Consider the following 20,775-nt stretch of genomic DNA (forward strand, 5'->3'; position numbering starts at 1 on the left):
GGTCAGGTGCCCGATTTGATTTTGGTCCAAAGGCGGGTCACGATACGCTGCACCTTGGGGGCATATGGCGTGGTTGTGAACAGGTTCGCCAGTGTTGCGTCATCTGGGTAGATCGCCGGATCGCCAATCACGTCTTCGACCAGGAATTCTTGTGATGCCTTGTTGCCGTTGGCGTAATAGACGTAGTTCGACGCAGCCGCCATGTTCTGTGGGTCCATGATGAAGTTCAGGAATACATGTGCTGAATCCGGGTTGGGCGCATCAACCGGGATGGCCATCTGGTCAAACCACATCTGCGCGCCCTCGACTGCGGCGTGATAAGCGATGGTGACGCCGTTCTCGGCCTCGGCGGCGCGGTCACGGGCCTGCAGGATGTCGCCAGACCAGCCAACTGCCACGCAGATGTCGCCGTTTGCCAAGGCGTTGATATACTCGGAAGAGTGGAATTTCTGGATATAGGGGCGAATTGCCATAAAGACGGATTCGGCCTTGGCGATCACGTCCGGGTCATGGCTATTGGGGTCTTCGCCGATGTATTTCAGCGCGGCGGGGATCATTTCGGCAGGCGCGTCCAGGAAATGTACACCACAGTCGCCCAGTTTTGCCATGTTGTCTGGGTTGAAAACCAGTTCAAGCGAGTTGATGGGAGCGTCCTCGCCCAAGAGCTCCTGAACCTTGCCGATATTCACACCGATGCCGGTGGTGCCCCACATGTAATTGATGGAATAGGCATTGTCCGGGTCGTATTGTTCGGTACGCTCTTCGACCACGTTCCACATGTTTTTGTGGTTGGGCAGTTTTGACATGTCCAGCTTCTGAAATGCGCCTGCTGTAACCTGGCGCTGCAGGAATGTGCCGCTGGGCACAACCACGTCATAGCCGGATCCACCGGCCAGCATTTTGGTCTCTAGCAATTCGTTGCTGTCGAATACGTCATAGATTAGTTCGATGCCGGTTTCGGTTTCGAATTTTTCCAGCAACGCTTCATCGATATAGTCAGACCAGTTGTAGACGCGCACCTGTTCAGCCATGGCGACAGATCCGAGCAAGGCAAAAGCTGCAGTGGTTGTCATCATTCTAAGTGTCATGATTTTCTCCCTGTGGGTACCGGTGTGAGCCCGGCTGACCTAGATTTGATCAAGTTTTGCTTCGTTCGGCAATACTGTTTATGTTTCCACCAGGCAAATCTTGGTGCAAACTGCCCAGAAATTAGAAGGAAAACCCCACGTGTCGGTGACCAATTCAGCCGTTGAAGCATCCCAGGCAAACCCCGTTGAGGGGGCCAAGCTGCCTGCCCATGAAATCGTCTATCAAAAGCTGCGGGAGCAGATCCTTTTTGGCGAATTGGCGCCGGGGCAGGCGGTCACAATTCAGGGGCTGACAGAGTCGCTGGGGGCGGGCATGACGCCCGTTCGAGAAGCGATCCGCCGCCTGACCTCGGATGGCGCGCTGGTGTTCCAGGGCAACCGGCGAGTGTCGGTTCCCATGTTGCGAACACAAGACATTGATGAGCTAGGTTTTGTAAGAAAAACAATAGAATGTGAGCTTGCTCGCCGCGCAGCACTGCGTATCAAACCGGTTCATATTGATCACCTGGAGGCCATTGATGTGGCGTTGGATCAGGCCATTTCCGCCGGCGATATCGCTGGCTACCTGGTGCAGAACTACAGCTTCCATGCCGCGCTTTACGCGCATGCCGATGCGCCGATCATGGCGGATCTTGCCGATCGTCTCTGGCTGCGCTTCGGCCCCTCACTGCGGGTGGTCTGCGGCCGCTTTGGCACCCAGAGCTTTCCCGACCGCCACAAGGACATCATTGATGCCATGCGTAAGGGCACGCCAGAAAAAGTGGCACAGGCGATGGAAAAAGACGTGGCACAGGGTATGGACCAGGTGAGTCAGGGCCTGGCAGAGGCAAAGTGATTCGATTGACAAAGTGAAATTTGATCATATTCTGAACTCAATCTCTTACAGATGGAGCGAGTCTGATGAACGTGATCACCAACCATATGCCCACTGCTGAATTGCAGGCGCTGGATGCAGCGCACCACATGCACCCCTTTACGGCCAATGGCGAGCTGGCCGAAAAGGGCAGCCGTATTATCACCCGCGCCACGGGCGTGACCCTGACCGACAGTGACGGCAACGAGATCCTTGATGCCATGGCCGGGCTGTGGTGTGTGAATATTGGCTATGGTCGTGATGAACTGGCGGATGTCGCCGCGCGTCAGATGCGTGAGCTGCCCTATTATAATACCTTCTTTCAAACCAGCCATGTGCCCGCCATCGCGCTGGCCGCCAAGATCGCAGAGCTGGCACCGGGTGATCTGAACCATGTGTTCTTTGCCGGGTCCGGATCAGAGGCGAATGATACCAATATTCGCATGGTGCGGCATTACTGGGCGCTGAAGGGCAAGCCGGAAAAATCCATCATTATCAGCCGCAAGAACGCCTATCATGGCTCCTCTGTTGGGAGTGGTTCCTTGGGCGGGATGAGCGCAATGCACGAGCAGGGCGGCCTGCCGATTCCCGATATTCACCATATCAATCAGCCACATTGGTGGGCTGAAGGCGGCGACACGCCCGAGGATGATTTTGGCCTGGCCTGTGCACAAGAGCTGGAAGCGGCGATTCTGGAGTTGGGCGAAGACCGTGTTGCCGCCTTTATCGCAGAGCCGGTGCAGGGGGCCGGGGGCGTCATCGTGCCGCCAGCCACCTACTGGCCTGAAATCCAGCGGATCTGCGACAAATACGAAATCCTGCTGATCGCGGATGAGGTCATCTGCGGCTTTGGCCGGACCGGCAATTGGTTTGGCTCGCAGACCGTGGGCATTCGCCCTGACATTATGACCATCGCCAAGGGGTTGTCCTCTGGCTATGCGCCGATTGGCGGCTCTATCGTGTCGGACGAGGTCGCCGCCGTGATTGGCAGCGGCGAATTCAACCACGGCTATACCTATTCAGGCCATCCCGTGGCTGCAGCGGTGGCGCTGGAAAACCTGCGCATACTGGAAGAGGAAGACGTTGTTGGCCATGTCCAGAACACAGCGGGCCCCTACCTGAAAGAGAAGTGGGAAGCGCTGGTGGATCACCCTCTGGTCGGAGAAGCCCGGATTGTTGGCATGATGGGGTCCATCGCGCTGACCCCCAACAAGGAAACCCGCGCTGCCTTTGCCGCTGATGGGGGAACGGTTGGCTATATCTGCCGCGAGCGCTGCTTTGCCAACAACCTCATCATGCGCCACGTCGGGGATCGGATGATCATTTCTCCGCCTCTGGTCATCACGACAGATGAAATCGATGTTCTTATAGAGCGGGCCCGCCGCTCTTTGGATGAATGCTATGCGATCCTGCAGGAAAAAGATCTGCTGCACAGCGCGTAAGGTATAGGTGAAACGCGGGTCCGGTCTCTTGGTCTTTGGGTGATTTGCCACTGACCAGGCTGGTCTAGCTTATTAACTTTGTGTGAAATTTCAGGCCCTGCATAGTATTTGTGCAGGGCCTTTTTGTCGTTTTGGGCTGGGCCGTATTTCGCACAAAAACGCCTGTGGGATAGGCCTGATACGCAAACTATGTCGCAAATTTTACACTAATTGCCGCAATGGGTTTAATTCCAGGGCAGTAAGAGCCTAAGCTAACGACAGTTTTGTAAATAAACGATACGGTTGCATACCCTGCCAAGGTTATGCTTACATCGCGACACAAGCGCAGAACCAATCTGCCGACTAATAAAAAACGGGGAGCCTGCTTTGGCTGATGCGTCTAATAATGACGCGTTCGTAGAGTTCGAACGCGTACAAAAGAGCTATGACGGTGAGAACCTTGTCGTAAAAGACTTGAACCTCTTTATGCCCAGGGGTGAGTTTCTTACCATGCTGGGCCCCTCGGGGTCGGGCAAAACAACTTGCCTCATGATGTTGGCTGGTTTTGAGACGGCAACCCATGGCGACATACGCCTTGGCGGCACCTCAATCAACAACATTCCGCCGCATAAACGCGGCATTGGCATGGTGTTTCAGAACTATGCGCTGTTCCCACACATGACCATCGCTGAAAACCTGGCGTTTCCACTGGAAGTCCGCAAAATCGGCAAGTCGGATCGTGAGGCCAAGGTCAAGCGTGCGCTGGACATGGTGGAAATGGGCGACTTCGGTGGCCGCCGCCCCTCGCAGCTTTCGGGTGGGCAACAGCAGCGGATCGCCCTGGCGCGTGCGCTGGTGTTTGAACCTGAACTGGTCTTGATGGATGAACCGCTTGGCGCCTTGGACAAGCAACTGCGGGAAAAGATGCAGTTTGAAATCACCCATCTGGCGCATCGTCTTGGGATCACTGTGGTCTATGTGACCCACGACCAGACCGAAGCCCTGACCATGTCGGACCGGGTGGCGGTGTTTGAAGATGGCCGCATTCAGCAGCTGGCGCCGCCAGACAAGCTCTATGAAGAGCCGCAGAATAGTTTCGTTGCGCAGTTCATCGGGGAAAACAACACCCTGGAAGGCACTGTCAAAGAAATCAGCAATGGCGTCGCGCTGGTGCAGCTGGACGGTGGAGAGCTGATCGACTGCAAGCCGATCAATGTCACCAAGCCAGGTGAACGCACCCGTGTGTCGATTCGCCCCGAGCGGGTTGAATACAACAAGGATCGCCTCGCCGAAGGCGTTCACACACTCAAAGCCGAAGTGCTTGAGTTCATTTACATGGGGGATATTTTCCGGACCCGCCTGCGGGTTGCTGGCAACGATGAGTTTATCATCAAGACCCGGAATGCCCCCGACCAAGTGCGTCTGAAACCGGGCCAGCAGATCGAAATTGGTTGGCTGCCCGAAGATTGCCGCGCTCTGGACGCCTAAGCGTCCAACCGCGCAAACCCCGGCATCAATGATCGGGGCTGTAAACCGACGAAAATCAACAAGGAGAGATCTCTTATGAAGATGACGAAACTGTCTGCACTGGCAATGACCACAGCGCTGATCGCGCCTGCGGCCTTTGCTGAAGACATGGCAAACGAATTGACCCTGGTATCCTGGGGCGGTGCCTATCAGGACAGCCAGAACAAAGCCTATGTCGAACCCTATCTGGCTGCAAACGAAGGCGTTAGCGCCGTTTGGGACGAAAGCTCGGCTGAAGCGGTTGCCAAGCTGCGCGCCATGAATGAAGCCGGCAATGTGACCTGGGATCTGGTCGACGTTGTGGCCTCGGATGCGATGCGTCTGTGTGACGAAGGTCTCGCCGCAGAGCTGGACCACGACGCAGATCTGGCCGCCGCACCCGACGGCACCCCTGCCACGGAAGACTTTGGCGACCTGCTGGTTTCCGAATGCTTTGTGCCACAGATCGTTTACTCGACCACCTTTGGCTACCGCACCGATCTGGTTGGTGCCGAAGCACCAACCTCTGTCTGCGACATCTTTGACCTGGCCAAATTCCCAGGCAAGCGTTCGCTGCAAAAGCGCCCAATCGACAACATGGAATGGGCTCTGTACTGCGATGGCGTTGCCAAGGAAGATCTCTATGACGTTCTGGGCACCGACGAAGGTGTGACACGGGCGCTGAACAAGCTCGACACCATCAAAGACAGCGTTGTCTGGTGGTCTGCTGGCGCGGAAACACCTCAGCTGCTGGCCGATGGCGAAGTCGTGATGGGTTCGACCTTCAACGGTCGTCTGTTCTCGGCGATTGCCGAGCAGAACCAGCCAATTGGTATGCTCTGGGACATGCAGTCCTTTGACCTTGACGGCTGGATCGTTCCTGCCGGTCTGCCTGCGGACCGCAAGGCCCGCGCGATGGACTTCCTGAAGTTCGCCACCGACACCCAGCGTCTGGCTGATCAGGCTGCTTACATTTCTTACGGTCCCGCACGTGCCTCCTCGGCACCGCTGGTTGGTAAGCACGCAGTGCTGGGCATCGAAATGGCGCCTCACATGCCAACAGATCCTGCCAACTCTGGCAATGTGCACACCTATGACTACGAATGGTGGGCAGACAACCGTGATGATCTGGATGCAAAATTCCAGGCCTGGTTGCTCCAGTAATCTGACCTCGTTGTGAGAACGGGAAAGGGCCCGGCATTGTCTGGGCCCTTTCTCCACCAATCAAAAAAGACCCGACGGGGATCCCCACCATGAGTGATACCACCCAAAATGGCCCTGTGCTGGCCGCTGATGGCACGCCGCTAAAGCGTAGCCTCGCGAAGGCACTGCGGCTGCAGAAGCTCAGGGCTTTGATGCTGATTGCACCGCTGCTCTTGTTTATTCTTGTGACCTTCATCCTGCCTGTGGGCGACATGCTGTTCCGCTCCGTGGACAATCGCATCGTTCAAGAGGTTCTGCCCAAAACCGTTGACGCATTGGAAAGTTGGGACCCGGACTCAAGCGAACTGCCAGATGAAGCCGTATTTGCGGCCCTGGCCGTGGATATGAAGGCGGCGGCCGAACTCAAGGTTCATACCCGTGTGGCCAAGCGTCTGAACTACGAAAATCCTGGTATGTCCTCGGTGTTTCGTAAATCTGGCCGCAAGATCGGAAAGTGGGATGTCGAAAACGACGGCCCCTATAAGGAACGCCTGATCGAACTGGACGATGGCTGGGCTGATCTTGAATTATGGCGCACCATCAAGACCTATTCCGGCACGCGGACGGCGGGGTATTTCCTCAACGCGGTCGATCTGAAGCTGGGCGCCGACGGGGTCGAAGTTCGCCCCGAGACAGAGCGCATTTATAATACCATGCTGATCCGCACCATGCGGATGTCGCTGATCATTACCTTCAGCTGCATCATGCTGGGCTATCCAGTGGCCTGGTTGCTGGCAAACCTGCCAACACGCAAAGCCAATCTCTTGATGATCCTGGTCTTGCTGCCCTTCTGGACATCCTTGCTGGTTCGAACGTCATCTTGGAAAATCCTTCTGCAACAACAGGGGGTTATCAATGATGTCCTCGTTTGGATTGGTCTTGTGGCCGATGACAACCGGCTTGTGCTGATCAACAATGAGCTGGGTACCATCATTGCGATGACCCATATCCTGCTGCCCTTTATGATCCTGCCGATGTATTCTGTGATGCAGACGATCCAGCCCACCTATCTGCGGGCGGCAAAATCGCTGGGTGCGACCAACTGGACGGCCTTTTGGCGGGTGTATTTCCCGCAGTCGGTGCCGGGCATTGGTGCTGGGTCGATCCTGGTCTTCATTCTGGCGGTTGGCTACTACATCACCCCGGCCCTGGTTGGCGGGACCAAAGGGACCTTTATTTCTAACCTGATTGCCTATCACATCTCGACATCGGGTAACTGGGGTCTGGGCGCTGCGCTTGGTTCGATCCTGCTTGCAGTGGTGCTGCTGCTGTACTGGGTCTATGACAAGATTGTCGGCATCGACAACGTGAAGCTGGGGTAACCGACAATGAGTGCACTTCCTCCATATGCGACGACGGGCCAGCGGGCTTGGTACTACTCTTTCCGGGTGATCTGTGGGTTGATTTTTTTCTTCCTGATCGCGCCGATTGTGGTGATCATCCCTCTGAGCTTCAATGCGCAGGACTTCTTTACTTTCACCCCGGAAATGCTGCGGCTTGATCCAGAAGGGTTTTCGCTGAAACACTACCGGGATTTCTTCAACAATGATTCCTGGCAAAGTGCGATGTGGAATTCGCTGAAGATTGCCCCAATGGCGACGCTGCTTTCGGTCAGCTTTGGCACATTGGCGGCAATCGGGCTAAGCCAGCAGCATGTGCCGTTCCGGCGCGCGATCATGGCGATCCTGATTTCGCCAATGATTGTGCCGCTGATTATTTCGGCTGCGGGCATGTATTTCTTCTACAGCCGGATTGGTCTGCAGGGCACCTACCTTGGGGTGGTGCTGGCCCATGCGGCACTGGGGATTCCCTTTGTGATCATCACTGTTACGGCAACGCTGGTTGGGTTTGACCGCTCGCTGACCCGTGCGGCGGCCAATATGGGCGCGGATCCGGTGACCACCTTCTTCCGCATTCAGATGCCCCTGATCCTGCCTGGCGTGATCTCGGGCGGCCTGTTTGCCTTCATCACCTCGTTTGATGAAGTCGTGGTGGTCCTGTTCGTTGGCTCGGCTGGTCAGAAGACCCTGCCCTGGCAGATGTTTATCGGGCTGCGGGAACAGATCTCACCCACCATTCTGGCGGTTGCGACAATCCTGGTGGCGATTTCGATCATGCTGCTGACAACGGTTGAATTACTGCGCCGCCGTTCGGAACGTCTGCGCGGGATGAGCCCTGGTTAAAGTTCTGAAATAAACATAAAAAATAAGGCCCCGCAGATATTTCTGCGGGGCCTTTCGCGTTTTATTGGCTTTGTTGGAGCGCAGAAACTGCGCGCTGCCTCAGCTCTTGCGCTTGCGTTCGGTTTTACGTTTGACCTTGGCGGCCTTGTGTTTTGAGCGATTGCTTTTGCGTTTAACGGTACGCCCGGCGGGGCTACGCCTGCCGCCGCCACCACTACGAACATTGCCCTTTGGCAGCTCGTCTCCTTCGATGGAAAGCAGCTCCAGCTCTAGGCCGCCGGTGACGGGCGCCGCCTGGGTCAGGCGTACGGTGACCCGCTGGCCGATGGAAAGGGTCAGGCCGGTATCAACCCCCATCAGGGTATTGCCCTCGGCATCAAAGTGAAAGAACTCGCGCCCGATTGTGCGCACGGGCACCAGGCCGTCGGCACCGGTTTTATCCATTTTCACAAAGGCGCCAAATCGGGCGATGCCGCTGATCCGACCAGTGAATTCATTGCCAACCCGTTCGGACAGATAGGCCGCGAGATAGCGGTCGGTGGTGTCACGTTCGGCAATCATCGATCGGCGTTCGGTCTCCGAAATATGGGTGGCGGTTTCTGCCAGGCCTTCAATCTCTGCAGGCGACAACCCATCGTCGCCCCAGCCATGGGCCGAGATCAGCGAGCGATGCACGATAAGATCGGCATAACGCCGGATCGGCGAGGTGAAATGCGCATAGTTGCGGAGCGCGAGGCCGAAATGACCAAAGTTTTCAGGCGCATAATAGGCCTGCTGCATGGATCGCAGGGTCGAGATATTGATCAGCTCTGCGTCGTCGGTTCCCGCTGCGCCATTCAGCAGCGCGTTCAGGTGGCGGGTCTGGAGCACCTGTCCCTTGGCCAGCGGAAAGCCCGCCGCCATGGCGGTTTCGCGCAGCGATTCCAGTTTTTCCGGCGCCGGCTCTTCGTGCACCCGGAACAAGAGCGGTGAGCGCTTCTTGATCAGGGTTTCGGCGGCGGCGACATTGGCGAGGATCATGAATTCCTCGATCAGGCGATGCGCGTCCAGCCGATCGCGAAAAGCGACTGATGTCACCTGGCCACTGTCGCTGAGGATGATTTTGCGTTCCGGCAGGTCCAGATCCAGCGGTTCGCGCTGCCTGCGGGCTGCCTTCAGCGCCTCATAGGCGGCATAGAGCGGTTTGATCACCGGCTCCAGGAACCGCTCGGTCCGTTCGGTCACTTGCCCGTCAATTGCATCCTGGACCTCGGTGTAGTGCAGCGAAGCAGCGGATTGCATCATCCCGCGCACAAAGCGATGAGAGATCTTGTTGCCCTCGGCGTCGATCTGCATACGCACGGCAAGACAGGGGCGTGGGACGCCCTCATGCAGGGAGCACAGATCGCCTGACAGCCGGTCCGGTAGCATTGGCACAACCCGGTCGGGGAAATAGGAAGAGTTGCCGCGCTTGCGCGCTTCGCGGTCCAGCGCGCTGCCGGGGGTGACATAGGCGGCGACATCGGCGATCGCCACCCAGATGACATGGCCGCCGGGGTTCTTCGGATCCGTGTCGGCTTCGGCATAGCAGGCGTCATCGTGGTCGCGGGCATCTGCCGGGTCGATGGTGATCAGCGGCATCTGGCGCAGATCTTCGCGCCCTTTCAGGCCCATGGGCTTGGCGGCATCCGCTTCGGCCACGACCTTGTCGGGGAAATCATCGGGAATGCCGTGCTGATGAATGGCGATCAGCGACACCGCCTTCGGGGCCGAAGGGTCGCCCAGCCGGTTGAGAATCCGGGCGCGCGGCAGACCCATGCGGCCCTTGGGGCCAGCCTGTTCTGCCTCTACCAGTTCCCCATCCTGGGCGCCTAACATGGCATCCGCCATCACCGCCCATTCGTTGGCCGAGGCTTTTTCGATGGGCACAATGCGGCCGCCTTCGGTGCCTTTGCGGAAGATGCCAATCACCCGCTTGGGATTGACGCCAATGCGGCGAATAAGCCGGGCCTCATAGTGGTGATCACCGCCCTCAACCTTGGTAAGCCGGGCCAGAATGCGATCACCCTGGCCCAGGGCGGGCCCGGCCGGGGTGGTGACAACCAGAACGATGGGTTCGACGCCTTCGCCGTGCCATTCCAGTGGCTGCGCATAAAGATCGCCATTATCATCCGGCGCCTTGATCAGCAGCACGGTGACTGGGGGCAATTGCTCTGGATCGCGATAGGTCTTGTTGCGCTTTTGCAGATGACCTTCGGCCTCCAGCTCTTTCAGCAGGCGCTTTAGGTCGATTCGGTCGGCGCCCTTGATGCCAAAAGCCTTGGCAATGTCGCGTTTCGATGTCTGGGTCGGGTGGGCGCTGATCCAATCGAGGATCTCTGCCTTGGAGGGGATACGGGTCATATCCTTCGCCTAGCATGGCTGGCCCGGCAGGTCATGATAAAAGCGCGCCCGGCAGTGCAACCCTGCTATACGCAGTGCAGGTCGGCGCCGGTGTCCACATCGCGCAGCTGGTCGATCAGGGCAATGCGCTGATCGGGCAGGCTGCGGATACTGTCGGCAAGGGCCTGCGGACTGGACCAGCGCACCCTTGAAAGCAGGCCGGGCGGCAGGCGGCTTGGATGTTTGGCACCGATCAGCCAATACCCGCCATCCATCGCCGGGCCAAAGACCACATCATGGGCCCCAAGCGCGGCAAAGGCGCGGCCGATATGGGCGGGGCTGATACCAGGAATATCCGCGCCAATCAGGCAGACCGGGCCGGGGCTGATGCGGGGGTGGCCAAAGTGGCGCAGCAGTCGCGCCATGCGCTGGCCCAGATCACCAGGCCCCTGGGGGTGGCGGGCAATATCGGCGGGCCAGACCCGCGCGGCAACAGCCAGATCGGGGGCAACCGCAAGGATGATCTGCCAGCGTGGATCACGTAGGCGGCGGATCAGCCGGGCACTTTGATGACGAAACCACCAGGTTGCGGCGATCTGGCCAATGTCACGCCCCAGCCGGGTTTTCACCCGGCCAGCGCGTGGCTCTTTGATCATAATGATCAGGGTTGGTTTCACGCCAGCTCCATCACCATGTCGCGGTGGTCAATGCCAGCGTCGTCATAGACCGGGCCTGTGGCGCTAAAGCCCAGCTTTTCATAAAACCCCAGCACCTGGATTTGCGCGCCCAGCTTGACCGTCGCAATGCCGGGGGTGTCGCGGGCAATGGCAAGGGCGGCACGGATCAGGTCTGCGCCAAGCCCGGTGCCCCGAAGATCTGGTAGCACACAAACGCGCCCGATCTTGGCCAAGTCACCATCAAACACAATGCGGGCCGTGCCAATGGGCGCGTGGTTCTGCCATGCCAGAAGATGGGTGGCGCTGGCATCATGTGCATCCAGTTCCTCGCTTTCAGGGACACCCTGTTCTTGCACAAAGACCTTATGGCGCAGCGCATAGCAGGCAGTAAAATCCTGGGTAATTTCGATCACAGCTGTCATGTGAAATAGTCTTTCAGGATGCGGGTATAGATGGATTTCAACTGCTTGATCTGCGCCACAGGCACGTTTTCGTCTACCTGGTGCATGGTCTTGCCGACCAGACCAAATTCAACCACCGGGCAATGGTTCTTGACAAAGCGCGCATCCGAGGTGCCGCCCGTGGTTGACAGTTCGGGGGTGACGCCGGTTTCGGCCTGCACAGCCGCCGAGACCAGATCCGACAGCGCACCGGGCGGGGTGATGAAGCTCTCGCCGGAAATCTGCGTCTTGAGGTCAATCTCAACGCCAAACTCTGCCGCGACGCTGTCTGCCTCTTGTTGCAGCCAGGCCGTGAGACTGGCACCAGAATGGCTGTCGTTGAAGCGGATGTTGACGGTTGAACGGGCCTGCGCCGGGATCACATTGGTCGCCGGGTTGCCGGTGTCGATGGTCACCACCGCCAGGGTCGAGGCATCAAAATGCGCGGTGCCCTGATCCAGCGGATGGCTTGCCAGACGATCCATGAGCCGCGCCATGGCGTTCAGCGGATTGTTGGCGCGATGCGGATAGGCGGAATGGCCTTGTTTGCCCGTCACGGTGAACCAGGTGGTCATGGACCCACGCCGCCCGATCTTGATCATCTCGCCCATGATATTGGGGCAGGTGGGTTCGCCCACCAGACAGACATCCATCTTTTCGCCTGTGGTCTGCATATGGTCCAGCAGCGCAGTGGTGCCGTCAATGGCATCGCCTTCCTCGTCGCCGGTGATGGTTAGGATCACGGCACCATCAGGCGGAGTCTGGGTGACAAAATCAATGGCAGCGGCGGCAAAGGCGGCAACGCCCGATTTCATATCGGTTGCTCCCCGGCCATACATCACCCCATCTCTTACCTCGGCGCCAAAGGGGGGCATGGTCCAGGCGGTTTCATCGCCCAGCGGCACCACATCGGTGTGGCCATTGAAGCCAAAGCTGCGGACATGGCCCTTGTCGCCCCAGCGGGCGAACAGGTTGGAAATGCCGCCACGATCCACGCGGGTGCAGGCAAAACCGGCCTCGCAGAGCAGGGCTTCCAGCAGGTGCAGCGCGCCGCCTTCTTCTGGGGTGACCGAGGGGCAGCGGATCAGATCTGCGGTCAGGCGAACCGGGTCGATGGCGGACATTGGGGGATGCTCCTGTAGGGCGTCAAGGCCTGACGCATGAGATGAGGTTGGCCTGATTTACCGTGCTTTGAAAGACCTTGCAAATCCGGCGCCAACATCGGGCAAATTCTGAAAAATCCCATGTAAACAGTCGGCATATTGGGCGCAACGTCCAGACTTGGCCAAAGGGTTCAAGCTTGCCTGGTCAGGGCGAACCCCCTAAGACGGATTCAGGAATGTTGTATTTGGCTCTTAGGTATAGATTTGCGCTCCTTTCGTTGTATGCTCCCTTTTATTCTCTTGTTGTGGGGAACTGCGCTGGCAGCGCAGGTGATAGAGGTCAACACAGTGACCCGCCCCCCCTTTTCAATGATTGAAAAGGGAGAAGAGACCGGGTTTTCCATCGACTTGCTACATGCGATTGCTGACAGGTTGAACTGGCAGGTGGTGATCCATCGCCAGGGCACCTTTGCCGAGATGCTTGATGGGGTGGCCGACGGAGAGGTGGATCTGGCGGCGGCAAATATTTCGATCACAGCTGCCCGCGAGGCAGTGATGGATTTCAGTCAGCCGGTTTTTGAAAGTGGGCTGCAAATTCTGGTGCAGGCAGATGACGCGCGCGCGCCTTCATTGATGTACGCGCTATTGTCCTGGGATCTGGTGATCGCCATTGGCCTGGCCTTTTTGCTGCTGCTGGTGGGGGGCATGTTCATGTGGGCGCTGGAACGCCGGGCCCAGCCCTATTTTGATCGCCCGCTGAAAGAGGCCTGGTTTCCCTCTTTCTGGTGGGCGCTGAACCTGGTGGTCAACGGCGGCTTTGAAGAGCGGGTGCCCCGCACGCCGATCGGACGAATGTTTGGGGTTCTTCTGGTGGTTTCCTCGCTGTTTGTCGTGTCGATCTTTGTGGCCAAGATCACGGCGGTGATGACGGTAGAAGCGATCAGCGGATCGATTACATCGGTCAATGATCTCTATGGCAAACGGACAGGCACCATAGAGGGATCTACCGCTGCGAGCTTTCTGCAGCGTCGCGACATCGATTATCAAGGCTACAGCAGCCTGGGCGCGATGCTGGCGGCCTTTGAGGAGGGCGATATCCGGGTTGTGGTCTTTGATGCGCCAGTGCTGAATTATTATGTCCAGCATGGTGGCAGTGCCTATGGGCGCACAATTGGCCAGGCTTTCCTGCGCGAATATTACGGCTTTGTCTTCCCGCAGGGGTCTGCCCTGACGGAACCGGTTAACCGGACGCTCCTGGAGATGCAGGAAGACGGCAGCTATGAGGCAATCTATCGTAGCTGGTTCGGCCAGCTGGACTAGGACCTGCTGGACCAGTAGCAGCCGCAGCGCCCGCGCGGTTCGGCGATCGGCGTCATTTTAAATGATTAGTGCAGCGTTGGTTCCTGGCCGTCAAAGAACGGTGTCATTTGGGCGACGATCACGGAGTTTTCTTCCAGCGCCCGCTGCATCAGCGCGTGCTCTTCCTCGCCGATCTCATGGCCTTCTTCCTCACGCTCGGCCAGGGTGCCATAGCCCGTCACATCCAGCGGCGCGGTATCTGCCTGCTTCAGGATGGCGACGGTTTCGCGCACGGCTTCGGCCTCGTCCACGCCAGAGGCATAGATCATCAAGGCTGCCCCGGTGGCGCCTTCGGGCAGGCCGTCGCCTTCTTTGCGTCCAATCTGAACCAAAAGCGTGTAGACCTGTTGGCGGGATATCTTCTTCTTTTCCATGCGCTCGCCATAGCCCTGCTGGTGGCGTGCGGTCAATCGAATTCCAACCTGTTGATCGCGGGGCGGATCGCCCCAATCGCCCCAATCGCCCCAACCGCGCGATTGCTGCGGTATCGCCCAACATGAGCCGGGAAATGATCTGCAGTGGCTTGCCTGCCGTTTGAAAAAGCCGCAAAACCGGTCAGGCAAAGATCTGACGGGGGATGACAATATGCGGTTTTCGGTGGCGGATATCCCGGTGCAGGCTTGGAAGAACGGGGGCGGCTCTACCCGAGAGCTGGTCTGCCACCGGGCCGGAGACTCCGCAGAGGGGGCAATGCTCTGGCGGGTGAGCCTGGCAACCATCGAACAGGACGGCGTCTTTTCGCGCTTTCCCGGGATGGCGCGGATCCACTGCATTGTGGCTGGGGCCGGGTTGCGCCTGACTGGCGCGGATCTTCAGCTAGAGGCCAAGCCATTGCAGCCGCTGCATTTTGATGGCGGGCTTGATCTGATGGCAGGGCTGAATGACGGGGGCTGCACCGCTTTCAACCTGATCTATGATCCTAGAAAAATCAGCGCTGAGATACAGATCTTGTCGCAGGGTACGCATCCCCTGCCCGCTGATGCGGTGGTGCTTTTTGTACTGTCGGGACAGGCTGATGGCACCGTCTTCCAGCGCCTCTCTACTGGCGAGGGATATCATGGCGCGCTTGGTCCCGAGGTAACGCTGTCTGACGGCGGGCAGGCCGTATTGCTGCGCCTGCGCGACATTCCCTAGGCTTGGAGCCGTTCATCCTGGATCACGGGCTTGACGGATGAGCGGCCAGAAAAGAGCGGCTTTTGCAAAAATGCGCGCCGTTTCGGGCTGAAACGGCGCGCATTCTGGATGGTGCAAGGCGTTTGACGCGGCTGGGGCTGCCCCCGCCTGGGATCAATGCCTGGGATCAGTCGCGCAGCAGCTCGTTGATCCCGGTTTTGGAGCGCGTCTGGGCATCGACTCGTTTCACGATGACCGCGCAGTACAGGTTGACGTTGTTCTTGGAGGGCATCGAGCCGGAAACAACCACCGAATAGGGCGGCACTTCGCCATACATGACTTCGCCGGTTTCGCGGTCGATGATCTTGGTCGATTTGCCGATATAGACACCCATTCCCAGAACCGAGCCTTCGCGCACGATGCAGCCTTCAACCACTTCCGAACGCGCCCCGATAAAGCAGTTGTCTTCAATGATGGTTGGGCCGGCCTGCATGGGTTCCAGTACGCCGCCAATTCCCACGCCACCAGACAGGTGCACGTTCTTGCCAATCTGTGCGCAGGACCCAACGGTGGCCCAGGTATCTACCATGGTGCCTTCATCAACATAGGCACCAAGGTTGACGAAAGAGGGCATCAGCACAACGCCGGGCGCGATATAGGCGCTTTTGCGAACGATGCAGTTTGGTACGGCTCGGAAACCGGCTGATTTCCAATCTGCCGCGTCCCAACCCATAAATTTGCTGTCAACCTTGTCCCACCAGCTGGACCCCTGCGGGCCACCGGACTGCATTTCCATGTCCTTGATACGGAACCCCAGAAGAACAGCCTTTTTGGCCCATTGATTGACATGCCAGTCGCCGCTGTCCTGCTTTTCAGCAACCCGCAGGGCACCGGAATCCAGCGCGTGCAGGGTTGCTTCGATGGCGTCGCGTTGTTCGCCGGTGGTGGCGGGGGTGATGCTATCACGGGCCTCCCAGGCGGCCTCGATCGCGGTTTCCAGCTGAGCGTTGGACATAAGGGGGTACTCCGGCGTGATTGACGTGCAAAAAGGATTCGCAGCTTTCTAACGGCAATTGGCGCGCAGGTCATGCCCGATTGCGCCGAAACTGGGCGGCAAAGCGGTGGCTGCGGGCTTTAGCGCACTCGGCGCAGGTGGCGGCGCAGAATTTCACAGGCGGCGCTGGCGTCCTGATTGCCAATTGCGCGCAACAGCGCGGCATGGTCCTGATCAATCCGCGGTCGCCACTGATGTTGCCAATTGGCAAAGAGATGCCGCGCCGAGGCGATGTGTAGATCATCAATCGAGGCCAGCAGTCGCGGCATCTGGCAGGGTGCCAGCAGCACCCGGTGAAAGGCGCGGTTGCAGCGCTCCCAGCTGGCCATGTCTTCGGCCGCATCGCAGGCCTGGCGGGCGGCCTCGGCCTCGGCCATATCGGTTTTGGAGAACCGGGCAATCCCATGGGTCAGCGCCAGAACCTCAAGCGCGACGCGCATTTCGATCACCTCGCGGATTTCACCGGGGTTAAGGGCGCTGACACGGGTGCCGCGCCTGGGTTCGGATATGGCCAGCCCATGTGCTTCCAGTCGCAGCAGGGCCTCGCGTACCGGCACATGGCTGGTGTCAAAGGCCCGCGCGATATGGTCCTGACGCAGCTTTTCCCCGGCGGGCAGGGCGCCGGTAACGATCTGCTCGCTCAGGGCGTGATAGATGCTATCTGCGATTGTTGCATTCATGACTGGTCGATAGGCTGCGTATGGCGCTGGTGCAAGGCTTAGCCCAGCGGATCGGGGGCGATATTTCCACCGCAGAGCAACACGGCCACTTTTTCGCCCGGCGCGGGCTGATACGCGCCGCAGGTCAGCGCCGCAAGCGCGGTGGCACCAGCCGGTTCGACCAACAGGCGGCGTTCGCGCCACAGGGCGGATTGCGCGGCAGTGATTGCCTCGTCGCTGACGGTGAGCGAGGTCAACTTGTCGGCCTGGTGTTGTTGCTGCGCCAGATCAAAGCAGATGGTGCCGATCCGTCGCGCCCCCAGCGCATTGGCGGCCACGCCCGAGACCTCTACATCCACGGGTGTGCCCGCAGCGAGGGCGGCATGCAGCGCGCAAGAGGTTGCGGGTTCGACCGCGACGATTTTCTTGGCCCCCTGAAACCAGGCCAGGGCACCGCCCACCAGCCCGCCACCGCCCACGGCGATGATCACTGTATCGGCCGCAAGCCCCTGTTCCTGCCATTCGGCAAAGCAGCTGCCCTGTCCCGCCACGGTTGCCGGTGCGTCATAGGCATGGACCTGCATGGCGCCGGTTTCCTGTTCATAGGCCTGGGCCAGTTCTAGCGCGTTGGCATAGGCACCGGGCACCACCTGCAAATCGGCACCGCTGTTGCGGATCAGGGCGATCTTGGCGGGGCCAGCCATCTCGGGCACATAGATTCGCGCCCGATGGCCCAGTCTGTTCGCCGCATAGGCCACCGCCGCGCCGTGGTTGCCGCCTGATGCCGCCACCAGACCCGCCGCGGGAATGTCTTGGCTGAGCAGGGTATTAAAGGCACCGCGCGCCTTGAAGCTGCCGGTATGCTGCATCTGTTCCAGCTTTATCTCGATCGGGATATCCAGCCCAAAGCCCTGGCACTGCAATACCGGGGTTACCTGGGTGTGCCCCGTAATCCGTGCCGTTGCCGCCTTGATCTCAGTGGTCCAATCCATATGCGCGCTCTCCCGTTTTGCAGCGTACTGACCTTAGCGATTGGCGGGGGCGGTACAAGACCTGCTGATGTTCCTGCTGGCACCTCTGACCCAATGGGGGATAAGCTGGCGCTATAATTGTTCAAACAGGATTGCCCGAGACGCCATGAATGATGATCGCCACAGCCGTTTTACCGATGCAAATGCCGACAAGAGCCGTGCCGAACACGTGCCACAGACGCCGCAATCTGCGTCGCCTGCATATCGGCTGGCCTTTGCGGATGGGGATTTCCTGTGCCGCGAAGAGCTGCGCCCGGTCCGGTTGCAGCTAGAGCTGCTGAAGCCGCAGCTGATGCTGGACGAACGGGGCATCGAGACCACAATCGTGATGTTTGGCGGCGCGCGTATCCCCAGCCCGGCGAATAAGGGCGGTGCCCGCACCCAGACGCTGGCAGATCTGTCGCATTTCTACGATGAGGCGCGTGAATTTGCCCGCATGATGACAGAGGTTTCGCTGCAAAGCGGCGGCCGCAAGAACGTGATTGCCACCGGCGGGGGGCCGGGGGTGATGGAGGCTGGTAATCGCGGTGCCATTGATGCGGGGGGCGCATCCATCGGGCTATCCATCGTGCTGCCGCATGAACAGGCGCCCAATGGCTATGTCACCCCCGAGCTGAGCTTCAACTTTCACTATTTCGCCATTCGCAAGATGCATTTTCTGATGCGCGCGGCAGCGATTACGGTGTTCCCTGGCGGCTTTGGCACCCTGGATGAACTGTTCGAGAGCCTGACCCTGATCCAGACTGGCCGGATGGAGCGGGTGCCCTTTATCCTGTTTGGACGCGCCTTCTGGGAAAAAATCATCAACTGGGAGGCGCTGGCTGATGCCGGCACCATTTCCGAACAGGATCTGCAACTGTTCAAATTTGTCGAGACCGCCGAAGAGGCGGCGGAGATCATCCAAAACTGGTCGCCAGAGCCGGCGCGCGATAGCCTGCCTGGCCGCGAACGCTGATTGCGGGCGGCCTGTTCCCGTAGATCTGCGATTGCCTGTGTCAAAGGCCCCAATAGGGGCCAGACAGTTTTGCGCGGGTTCAGGCGATGTCGGCGGGCAGCACACCAATTTCGGTGCCTTTGGGCAGGCGGGTCAGGATCTGGTCACCTGCCACACGTTTGATGGCATAGCCATAGCCGCGCAGGCGGAACTGCCATTCACGTGGGCTCAGCGCTTTTTCGCGTTCTTCGCGGATCAGTTCCAGCAGGTTTTTGTCCAGCGGGGATGGGGGTGCTTGGGTCATGCTCAGTCCTCATAGACTTGTTTAATTGTTTCTGAGGTTGAGATTGTTGGCGCGCTGTGGCCGGATTATATCCAGTTTGAGGAGATTTTGTGGCGGCGTCGCGCTGATGCGCCAAAGACACGCACAGCAAAACGCCGCAAAGCGTTGGCTTGGCGGCGTTTCGGTAGATCAGGGATTTGCAGCGGCGCAGATCAGGATTTCATTCCCGCCTCTGCCTCGATCTGCTTGCGGCTTTTGCGGGCGCGTTCGGTGGCTGATTTCAACTGGCCGCAGGCCGCCATGATGTCTTCGCCACGCGGTTTGCGGATTGGCGAGGCATAGCCGGCATCATGGATGATATCGGCAAAGGCGTGGATTCGATTGCCCGAGGACCGTTTGTAGGGCGCGCCGGGCCATTCGTTGAAGGGGATCAGGTTGATCTTGGCCGGAATGCCTTCGATCAGTTTGACCAGACGATGGGCATCTTCCTTGCTGTCGTTCACATGATCCAGCATCACATATTCAAAGGTGATGCGTTCGGAATTGGCCAGGCGCGGATAGGCGCGCAGGGATTCCAGCAGGGCCTCGATGTTCCAGCGTTTGTTGATCGGCACCAGTTTATCGCGCACCTCGTCGGTAGTGGCATGGAAAGACACCGCCAGCAGGCAGCCGATTTCTTCGGCTGTACGGGCGATTTCCGGCACCACGCCGGATGTCGACAGGGTGATGCGGCGACGGCTAAGCTGGATACCTTCGGGATCCATGGCGATTTTCATCGCGTCGCGCACATTTTCGAAATTATACAAGGGCTCGCCCATGCCCATCAGCACGATGTTTGACAGCAGGCGTGCCTCATCGGTGTTGCGGGTGCCGGGTACGGGCCATTCGTCCAGATCGTCGCGCGCCATCATTACCTGGCCGATGATTTCAGCTGCGGTCAGGTTGCGCACCAGTTTCTGGGTGCCGGTATGGCAGAAGGAGCAGGTCAGGGTGCAGCCGACCTGGCTGGAAATGCACAGCGTGCCGCGGCTGTCTTCCGGGATATAGACCACCTCGACCTCGTGACCGCCGGCGATGCGCACCAGATATTTGCGGGTGCCGTCCTCGGAAACCTGTTTGCTGATCACCTCGGGGATGCTGATCTCAAAATGCTGTTGCAGATCGGCGCGCAGGGATTTCGACAGGTTTGTCATCTCGGCAAAGTCGCGTTTGCCCCATTGGTAAATCCACTGCCAGATCTGGCCGACGCGCATTTTCGCCTGCTTTTCCGGGGTGCCGATGTCGATCAGTGCCTGGCGCATCTGGTCACGGGTCATGCCCACCAGATTGGCCTTGCCGCCCTCGGGCAGCTTGCGGGGCAGGGTCAGAACGTCTTGGGTGATCGGCGCGTTGGCAGTCATGGCAGCTCGACTCTAGGTTTGGAGGGTGAATGCGGGTCTATATAGGAGATCGGCAAAAGATCAAAAGATTCCTTCGCAGACCGGCTATGCAGAGGCCCAATTGATAT

The 20,775-nt window shown here is 58.8% G+C and carries 19 protein-coding genes and 1 pseudogene; 9 read left to right on the top strand and 11 right to left on the bottom strand.

What is annotated here, in order from left to right; all coding sequences use genetic code 11:
* Window positions 1-2: 2 nt before the first annotated feature.
* Window positions 3-1,088 (bottom strand): polyamine ABC transporter substrate-binding protein, encoded by a 1,086-nt coding sequence (locus ACN0VH_RS07660; protein ID WP_278922114.1) that lies wholly within the window; start codon window positions 1,086-1,088, stop codon window positions 3-5.
* 139 nt (window positions 1,089-1,227) lie between these two features.
* Here ACN0VH_RS07660 and ACN0VH_RS07665 point away from each other — a divergent pair, with 139 nt between their 5' ends.
* The 6 genes and pseudogenes from ACN0VH_RS07665 to ACN0VH_RS07690 all read left to right on the top strand — a co-directional run.
* On the top strand, window positions 1,228-1,923 hold the full coding sequence (locus ACN0VH_RS07665) for a GntR family transcriptional regulator (protein WP_417700187.1): 696 nt from the start codon (window positions 1,228-1,230) through the stop codon (window positions 1,921-1,923).
* A 65-nt stretch (window positions 1,924-1,988) separates the two neighbouring features.
* The gene (locus ACN0VH_RS07670; RefSeq protein WP_417700189.1) at window positions 1,989-3,383 is read left to right on the top strand and encodes an aspartate aminotransferase family protein; all 1,395 of its coding nucleotides are present in this window, start codon (window positions 1,989-1,991) and stop codon (window positions 3,381-3,383) included.
* A gap of 366 nt (window positions 3,384-3,749) precedes the next feature.
* Complete coding sequence (locus ACN0VH_RS07675; RefSeq protein ID WP_278922112.1) at window positions 3,750-4,850, top strand: ABC transporter ATP-binding protein; 1,101 nt, start codon at window positions 3,750-3,752, stop codon at window positions 4,848-4,850.
* Window positions 4,851-4,925: 75 nt separating this feature from the next.
* Window positions 4,926-6,032, top strand: a complete 1,107-nt coding sequence (locus tag ACN0VH_RS07680; protein WP_417700191.1) for an extracellular solute-binding protein — start codon at window positions 4,926-4,928, stop codon at window positions 6,030-6,032.
* 89 nt (window positions 6,033-6,121) lie between these two features.
* Window positions 6,122-7,393 carry an ABC transporter permease gene (locus tag ACN0VH_RS07685; protein ID WP_278922110.1) on the top strand — a complete coding sequence of 424 codons (1,272 nt, stop codon included), beginning with the start codon at window positions 6,122-6,124 and terminating at the stop codon, window positions 7,391-7,393.
* 15 nt (window positions 7,394-7,408) lie between these two features.
* A pseudogene (locus tag ACN0VH_RS07690) lies at window positions 7,409-8,254 on the top strand (ABC transporter permease); the annotation flags it as partial.
* A gap of 99 nt (window positions 8,255-8,353) precedes the next feature.
* Here ACN0VH_RS07690 and rnr read toward each other — a convergent pair.
* From rnr to dapE, 4 genes are all read right to left on the bottom strand, one after another.
* On the bottom strand, window positions 8,354-10,636 hold the full coding sequence (rnr, locus tag ACN0VH_RS07695; RefSeq protein WP_417700193.1) for a ribonuclease R: 2,283 nt from the start codon (window positions 10,634-10,636) through the stop codon (window positions 8,354-8,356).
* A 65-nt stretch (window positions 10,637-10,701) separates the two neighbouring features.
* A complete protein-coding gene (locus tag ACN0VH_RS07700) occupies window positions 10,702-11,292 on the bottom strand; it encodes a TIGR04282 family arsenosugar biosynthesis glycosyltransferase (protein WP_417700194.1) in 591 nt (196 codons plus the stop codon).
* A complete protein-coding gene (locus tag ACN0VH_RS07705) occupies window positions 11,289-11,714 on the bottom strand; it encodes a GNAT family N-acetyltransferase (protein ID WP_417700196.1) in 426 nt (141 codons plus the stop codon). The genes ACN0VH_RS07700 and ACN0VH_RS07705 overlap by 4 nt, the downstream gene beginning before the upstream one ends.
* Entirely contained in the window at window positions 11,711-12,856 is a 1,146-nt protein-coding gene (gene dapE, locus ACN0VH_RS07710; RefSeq protein WP_417700198.1) for a succinyl-diaminopimelate desuccinylase, read from the bottom strand. Before dapE ends, ACN0VH_RS07705 begins: the two co-directional genes overlap by 4 nt.
* Window positions 12,857-13,117: 261 nt before the next feature.
* Between dapE and ACN0VH_RS07715 the strand changes: the two genes are divergently transcribed.
* A complete protein-coding gene (locus tag ACN0VH_RS07715; RefSeq protein WP_278922104.1) occupies window positions 13,118-14,155 on the top strand; it encodes a transporter substrate-binding domain-containing protein in 1,038 nt (345 codons plus the stop codon).
* A gap of 65 nt (window positions 14,156-14,220) precedes the next feature.
* On the opposite strand, the gene ACN0VH_RS07720 is transcribed toward ACN0VH_RS07715, so the two are convergent.
* On the bottom strand, window positions 14,221-14,568 hold the full coding sequence (locus ACN0VH_RS07720) for a DUF8846 family protein (protein WP_278922346.1): 348 nt from the start codon (window positions 14,566-14,568) through the stop codon (window positions 14,221-14,223).
* A gap of 211 nt (window positions 14,569-14,779) precedes the next feature.
* Between ACN0VH_RS07720 and ACN0VH_RS07725 the strand changes: the two genes are divergently transcribed.
* Window positions 14,780-15,328 carry a HutD/Ves family protein gene (locus ACN0VH_RS07725; protein WP_417700199.1) on the top strand — a complete coding sequence of 183 codons (549 nt, stop codon included), beginning with the start codon at window positions 14,780-14,782 and terminating at the stop codon, window positions 15,326-15,328.
* A gap of 166 nt (window positions 15,329-15,494) precedes the next feature.
* On the opposite strand, the gene dapD is transcribed toward ACN0VH_RS07725, so the two are convergent.
* From dapD to ACN0VH_RS07740, 3 genes are all read right to left on the bottom strand, one after another.
* On the bottom strand, window positions 15,495-16,322 hold the full coding sequence (gene dapD, locus ACN0VH_RS07730; RefSeq protein WP_278922102.1) for a 2,3,4,5-tetrahydropyridine-2,6-dicarboxylate N-succinyltransferase: 828 nt from the start codon (window positions 16,320-16,322) through the stop codon (window positions 15,495-15,497).
* Window positions 16,323-16,441: 119 nt separating this feature from the next.
* A complete protein-coding gene (locus ACN0VH_RS07735) occupies window positions 16,442-17,041 on the bottom strand; it encodes a GntR family transcriptional regulator (protein ID WP_278922101.1) in 600 nt (199 codons plus the stop codon).
* A gap of 38 nt (window positions 17,042-17,079) precedes the next feature.
* Complete coding sequence (locus ACN0VH_RS07740) at window positions 17,080-18,012, bottom strand: threonine/serine dehydratase (RefSeq protein WP_417700200.1); 933 nt, start codon at window positions 18,010-18,012, stop codon at window positions 17,080-17,082.
* 145 nt (window positions 18,013-18,157) lie between these two features.
* On the opposite strand from ACN0VH_RS07740, the gene ACN0VH_RS07745 reads away from it, so the two are divergent.
* Complete coding sequence (locus ACN0VH_RS07745) at window positions 18,158-19,006, top strand: LOG family protein (RefSeq protein ID WP_278922099.1); 849 nt, start codon at window positions 18,158-18,160, stop codon at window positions 19,004-19,006.
* A 79-nt stretch (window positions 19,007-19,085) separates the two neighbouring features.
* On the opposite strand, the gene ACN0VH_RS07750 is transcribed toward ACN0VH_RS07745, so the two are convergent.
* Window positions 19,086-19,289 carry a hypothetical protein gene (locus tag ACN0VH_RS07750; RefSeq protein ID WP_417700202.1) on the bottom strand — a complete coding sequence of 68 codons (204 nt, stop codon included), beginning with the start codon at window positions 19,287-19,289 and terminating at the stop codon, window positions 19,086-19,088.
* A 191-nt stretch (window positions 19,290-19,480) separates the two neighbouring features.
* Complete coding sequence (gene rlmN, locus ACN0VH_RS07755; RefSeq protein WP_278922097.1) at window positions 19,481-20,668, bottom strand: dual-specificity RNA methyltransferase RlmN; 1,188 nt, start codon at window positions 20,666-20,668, stop codon at window positions 19,481-19,483.
* Window positions 20,669-20,775: the final 107 nt, after the last annotated feature.

It is taken from the genome of Pseudophaeobacter sp., assembly GCF_048267565.1.
Classification (GTDB): Bacteria; Pseudomonadota; Alphaproteobacteria; order Rhodobacterales; family Rhodobacteraceae; genus Pseudophaeobacter; species Pseudophaeobacter profundi.